The 5,285-nt window shown below is 45.5% G+C and carries 4 protein-coding genes; 1 reads left to right on the forward strand and 3 read right to left on the reverse strand.

Annotated elements, in window-relative coordinates:
• Positions 1–231: 231 nt before the first annotated feature.
• Positions 232–2,694: a Calx-beta domain-containing protein gene (locus H6S82_RS16765; RefSeq protein ID WP_190465020.1), complete on the reverse strand. Its 2,463-nt coding sequence runs from the start codon at positions 2,692–2,694 to the stop codon at positions 232–234.
• A gap of 304 nt (positions 2,695–2,998) precedes the next feature.
• Positions 2,999–3,652, reverse strand: coding sequence for a dienelactone hydrolase family protein (locus H6S82_RS16770; protein WP_199315291.1), 654 nt, complete (start codon positions 3,650–3,652; stop codon positions 2,999–3,001).
• Positions 3,653–4,260: 608 nt separating this feature from the next.
• Between H6S82_RS16770 and H6S82_RS16775 the strand changes: the two genes are divergently transcribed.
• Positions 4,261–4,488, forward strand: coding sequence for a hypothetical protein (locus tag H6S82_RS16775; RefSeq protein ID WP_190465019.1), 228 nt, complete (start codon positions 4,261–4,263; stop codon positions 4,486–4,488).
• Here H6S82_RS16775 and H6S82_RS16780 read toward each other — a convergent pair.
• Positions 4,468–5,244 (reverse strand): class I SAM-dependent methyltransferase, encoded by a 777-nt coding sequence (locus H6S82_RS16780; protein WP_190465018.1) that lies wholly within the window; start codon positions 5,242–5,244, stop codon positions 4,468–4,470. The two genes, H6S82_RS16775 and H6S82_RS16780, sit on opposite strands and share 21 nt — an antisense overlap.
• Between the last annotated feature and the right edge of the window lie 41 nt (positions 5,245–5,285).

Here is a 5,285-nt window from a genome sequence, read left to right on the forward strand (position 1 = left end):
CAGCCAGAAGATACTGAAAAAGGGAAATTTTAGCTTATATAAGTGAATATAGCTTATAATCAATGAAAACACAAATATTTCTGCATATTTTCGCTAGAATCGGGCTGCCAATTTCTTTCTTCAAAGTTTCTCGACAATCCAGTCGAGTACCGCTCGATCGACTAATGACACTAACTAAAAAATTGCCTGTAGCGATCGCCAAGCGCTACAGGCTAAGAGTAAAGATGCCAGCTAGAATAGGTACACTGCGCCAGCAGCTTCGTTATCGGAGGGTGCCCCAATGATGATGTTATTGCCTACAGCTGCCAATGAGCTGCCGAAAAAATCTCCTTGGGAATAACCGTAACCTTCTGACTCTGGTTTAGGGTTGAGATAAGTTTGCAACAGCGCTCCTGTAGAGCCGTCAAATAGGTATGCTGCTCCACTATTTTCAACACTCGTATTATGGAATGGTGCGCCGATGAGGACGTTGTTGCCCACCGCCACGATCGGACTGCCGAATCCCTCGAACACATCTAGTGTCGGGTTGAGGAAGGTTTGCAAGAGCGCCCCTGTCGTACTGTCGAATAGGTAGGCAGCCCCTGCTGCTGGGGTTCCTGGTGCGCCGATGAGGACGTTGTTGCCGGCTGCCGCTACTGAAATGCCGAATGAGTCGTGTTCTCCGGGGGTCGGATTGAGGAACGTTTGCAAAAGTGCGCCTGTAGTACTGTCAAACAAATAAGCTGCTGCCGCATTAGCACCAGCTGTGTTGCCAAACGGTGCGCCAATGAGAACGTTGTTGCCTACTGCCGCTAGTGAATAGCCAAACCAATCGAAATTATCGGGGGTCGGATCGAGGAATGTTTGCAAAAGCGCCCCTGTATTACCGTCAAACAGATACACTGCTCCATCATCAGGAGCTTCCCTATCGTCATCTGGGGCTGCGATGAGGATGTTATTGCCCAATGCTTCTACTGAAGAGCCGAAAAGAAGATTGCGATTTGAAGAAGGATTGACGAAACTTTTCAGGAGTGTCCCCGTATCCCCATCAAACAAATAAGCCGCCGCACTTCCAAACGATCTTGGTGCCCCTATGAGAACGTTGTTACCCACAGTCCCTATTGACATATCAAAGAAATTCGCATCATCGGGTCTGAAGAAAGACTGAAGCAGCGCACCTGTAGTAACGTCAAACTTGTAGGCTGCTCCATTGGCTCCAGGAAGTGAACTATCACCGCTCGATTGGATCAGGACGCTGTTATTCAATGGTTCTATAGAGATCCCGAAACGAAAAGTGGAACTATCTGGTATATCGAAAGTGAGTTTGGGAACAGATACAGAATCATTATCTACAATTTGCAAAACCGCCGAATTTTGTAGCCCAACTTCAGTGCCGCCTGTAGGGTTAGTTAAGTTTAAATTGATGCTCTCTGTATACTCGCCCACAGCATCGTTAACAATGGGAATTGTTACCGTTTTACTCGTTTCTCCCGCCGCAAAATTTAAGACTACTGGCGTATTGTTATAATCGGCAGGCGCAGTTGCAGTACCGTTACTCGACGTTACCGTAACGCTGGCGGCTGCATTCAATCCATCCGTGCGCGTGACCGTCACCGCCTGAATTGGTGTTCCATCTTCATTCACCTGGAAAGTTGGCGCAGTAAATGTGAAAACACCTGGAATAGAAAAATCAGCCGAGTCGATCGCACTACGATTCACTCCCTTTAATACTGCTAAAAATTGGCCTGTAAGATTATCTTGGATAATCGTGTCATTCGTATTAGCTCCCGTGCCTTGAAATATATTCAAATCTGAGACTTGGAAACCTGCTATTAATCCAATTGCATCTTCACCGTTAACAAAATCAGTAATAATATCCGCTTGCGTTAAACTTGCACCGCCTATTCCCTTTTCCAAAAAAAAGATATCTTTACCATCGCCTCCAGTTAAAGTATCTATTCCTCTGTCTCCGTAAATCAAATCATCGCCAACATCACCAGAAATGATGTCATCATCTCTGCCACCCCGCAAAATATCGTTTCCCTGTCCGCCAAAAACCGTATCGTTTCCCTGATTGCCATTAATTTCATCATCATCTTCATTTCCGGATAACAAATCCTCGCCTCGACCGCCAAAAATTGCATCTTTACCTTCTGCACCAAAGAGGGTATCGTCTCCCAAGTCCCCATATAAGCTGTCATCGCCTAATTCAGCAAATATTCGGTCATTATCTATTCCTCCCCTTAATAAATCGCTGCCATCACCTCCATAAACTGTATCGTTTCCCTGATTACCGTTAATTACATCTGCGCCTGTATCCCCCAGCAAACTATCGTTACCATCTAACCCAAACAGCGTGTCATTACCAGCTTCACCAAATAGGAAATCATCCCCATCGCCGCTGAAGTTAGATTCTATGCCGCTATCTCCATATAAAAAGTCATCGCCATTGCCGCCTCTGGCTGTATCGTTGCCCAAATCGCCGTATAGAGAATCATTTCCAACATCGCCTAGTAAGAGGTCATTATCCTTACCGCCTCTTACTAAATCGTTACCGACTCCACCGTTTGCGGTATCGTTGCCCGTGTTGCCGTTGAGTTGGTCATTTGCTTCTAAACCAAGTAGGTTATCATTTCCTGAATTACCTAAAGCAAAGTCATCTTCTGGAGTGCCGATGAGAGTATCGTTTTCTAAAGTTCCCAATAAAGTAGCCATTTTTCATCCCTACTCTTACTACCAAAAATATTTTGTTTTTTCTGTTTACACTATCTATCTTCATATAATCTCAACTTGTTTCCAGAGCTTTTAACGGTTAATTTAAATTTGATATAGCTCCGAAAATGGTATATAATTATGCTACCAATTATTGCCAGTAAATTTGGTAGCAAGCTGAGCATTAATTAGTTTTGAAAAAAGCATTATTGAAAACTAATCTCAATTACTATAAACAACAAAAAATCTGAACATAAAGCAAACATTGCTTAATATTCTCTAGGAATAGGGCTGCAAATTTGTTTGTTCAAAGTTGATCGACAATCCAGTCGCGTACCGCTCGATCGACTTGTTGAGAAACTTCGTTAAGATTGTGATCTGCACCTTTGTAAAGGATGAGGTGCTTGGGTTCTTGAGCGAGACTGTAGATATACTGGGAGCAGACAGCTGGAAGTATGCGATCGACTGTACCGTGAATGAGCAAGATCGAGCATCGGGGTGCTAAGTTGGCTGCTGCTGCCGCACCGTAACTTTGTGTAGCGAGCGTTACCACGGTACATACAGTATCGGCAATGGCACCAGCCTGAATCACGACAGCACCGCCGAAAGAGTGACCGATGAGAGCGATCGCATCAACACCTTCGCTTTCCAAATAACTAATTCCTGCCAGAACATCGAGGATAGCTTCTTCAAGAATAGTTGAGTGGCGGAAGCGTACCCGCACAGAAGCAATTCCCTCAGCTATCAACTCCTGGCAAAGTCGCGGATACAGTTTGTTTGCCGGTGTATCCCAGTCGCCGCCAATACCGCCTACCCAGATAACACCGCGCTTAGTACTGGGAACCTTGTAGTAGCGGCACTCAACATTGCCACGGTTTGTCACCAATCTGACTGGATAGTAACTATCCCTCATCGCTTCTACTTCGAGGTTGTTAATTACCATCCCTAATGCTATTGCCACAGATCGGACTCCAGATTCTCGTTTTACGATCGATCATCGTGTCCCCTGGGCTAAGTAGCCTCTATCATCGGATCTACATTCGTCAGATTAGCAGCAGCAGAGATGGCGATCTTGTATATGTCTATACGCGCTGTCTTAACCGAGAATTTCAGATTTTAAATTGGAAATTGCAAATTTTGGTTAATGTCTCGCCTGAGAGTGGGTGTACTCATATGCGTACAAAAGTGATTTTTGCTACACTTTTTCATGTATATCTGGGGACTTATGGCAAGTAGAAAAAATATTTCTTAACATTAAGATAGTCAAGAGAGTAGAAGGAAGGGTAAAAAAATCCTCTATCCCTCGAATGACTGTGTTGCTATTCGTTTTAGACCAAGTTTTGTCCTTCAACTACCCGCTCAAAAGTTTGATGTACACCCCAAATACTTGAAAACCATTCATAAGGCTGACGGCTATGAGTACCAATTCTGAAAATAAGGAAACGCTCACGCTCAATTTGTTTGCTGGCGGCAATTCCCCTCCCGCTAACCCTACCCTTGTATAACGGGAGCCCCCTTGCCGCACCTCAGATGGTTAATCGAGTTATTTACAGCAACGAGGCTGAACTTATGAATAACGACCAACCTTCAGAAACTTCTACTTTTTTGGGAAATCTCAAAAGCGGGATCTGGCTTGTGGGAATCTCATCTTGGCTATTTGGAATCACCGATAGAAGTATCGCGGCTTTAGCTGATGGTTATCTGTCTGCCATAGATATCGCCCAGCTATTTACAGCGTTCTTCTTCTTTGTAAGTTGGTTGTTTCTCAAGCCGAAATCAACTAGGGTCAACAGTTAGAGTGCCGCGCAGGAAGACTGACCAAAGGTGAAAAGAACGGCGTGGTAAGCCGACAATTGAGAAGGCTGATTTTGCTTCTGGCGAAGCGTTATCTAAAAGTGTTTCCAATTGTGCAATAGCTGCCGGCGGTGTTTTCTGGCGTGCAGTCCAGTCGGCGAAGTCAATTTGCAACTGCCAGGAGGAGATAACTTGGAGGTGCATCCCTACCTTTTCTCCGCAAGCCTGCCATTGAGAGATTTTCCAGTCGCAACTGTGGGAAGGGTCGCGCAATTGTTCCACTCGATCGATAAAATCAGCTAGGGCTGAATCTGACGGCGAAATAATATCTACCAAGAGAAATTGCCCATTCGGCTTGAGAACGCGCACAATTTCAGTCAGGGCGGGTGTCAGACTGGGGAAGTGATGGGCAACATAGCGACAGGTAACGATATCGAAGTGCTTGTCTGGGAAAGGAAGTGCTGTAGCGCTAGCTTCTCGAAAATGCACATTGGCGATCGCTTTTGCATCTGCTAGCTGTTTCGCCTCTATCAGCATACCTTGGCTGAGGTCAACCCCGATCGCTTCTCGGACGTGGGGTGCAAAAGCAAAAGCAGTATGACCCGCACCGCACCCGACATCGAGTAAAGTCATTTCTGATGTGGGCGCAGCTGCTTGCAGCATCAGCGCCAGGTCGTGTCCTTGTGCGAAGATAGGCGAAGTGCCGTAGGCGGCGGCGGCGTTGTCGAATTGCTGTCGAATGGCTTCTTCTGGTTGCATTTTAAATTTTTACTGCCTTTTGACCGATCGCGAAATCTTGC

This window comes from Planktothrix sp. FACHB-1355, from assembly GCF_014748295.1.
GTDB lineage: Bacteria > Cyanobacteriota > Cyanobacteriia > Cyanobacteriales > Aerosakkonemataceae > Aerosakkonema > Aerosakkonema funiforme_A.

Bases quoted from the DNA above. Each gene is read 5' to 3' on its own strand.
- H6S82_RS16765 (WP_190465020.1), bottom strand. From the start codon at position 2,694: ATGGCTACTTTATTGGGAACTTTAGAAAACGATACTCTCATCGGCACT.
- H6S82_RS16775 (WP_190465019.1), top strand. From the start codon at position 4,261: ATGAATAACGACCAACCTTCAGAAACTTCTACTTTTTTGGGAAATCTC.
- H6S82_RS16780 (WP_190465018.1), bottom strand. From the start codon at position 5,244: ATGCAACCAGAAGAAGCCATTCGACAGCAATTCGACAACGCCGCCGCC.